1 protein-coding gene is annotated in these 473 nt (G+C 68.1%); it reads right to left on the bottom strand.

Annotated elements, in window-relative coordinates; translation table 11 throughout:
* Positions 1 to 466 (bottom strand): M20/M25/M40 family metallo-hydrolase (locus EOA28_RS38115; RefSeq protein WP_128315963.1); only part of this gene is annotated, 466 nt, incomplete at its 3' end.
* Positions 467 to 473: the final 7 nt, after the last annotated feature.

Consider the following 473-nt stretch of genomic DNA (forward strand, 5'->3'; position numbering starts at 1 on the left):
GGCCGCTCTCCTCGTCGCCGACGAAAGCGAAGGCCACATCGCCCTTGAGGCGGATGCCGGCCTTGTCGAGCAACGAGAGCGCCGCCAGCGAAGCGGTGATGCCGGCCTTCAGATCGCCGGAGCCGCGGCCCCAGACCGCCCCGTCAATGATGGGCGCGCCGAACGGGTCCTCGCGCTCGGTGCCGGCCCAATGCTCGCGCCAGCCGTCGACATGAACGGTGTCGGTGTGGCCGATGAAGAGCAGGCGCTTGCCATCGCCGGCACCCTTGCGTTCGCCCCAGATGTTCGGCCTGCCGGGTAGGAAATCCGCCCGGCTCAGGCCGTTCAGCCCCAGCTCGCGCATTTTCGCCTCAAGGAAGCCGACGAAATTCGCTTCGTTGCCGGTGATGCTTTCGCGGCCGATCGCGCTCCTGAACAGCGCCAGCGCCTGGTCGGGATCGAGAGCGGCACGCAGCCTGGTCAGGATATCTGCG

The organism is Mesorhizobium sp. M2A.F.Ca.ET.067.02.1.1, from assembly GCF_004023285.1.
Taxonomy (GTDB): Bacteria; Pseudomonadota; Alphaproteobacteria; order Rhizobiales; family Rhizobiaceae; genus Mesorhizobium.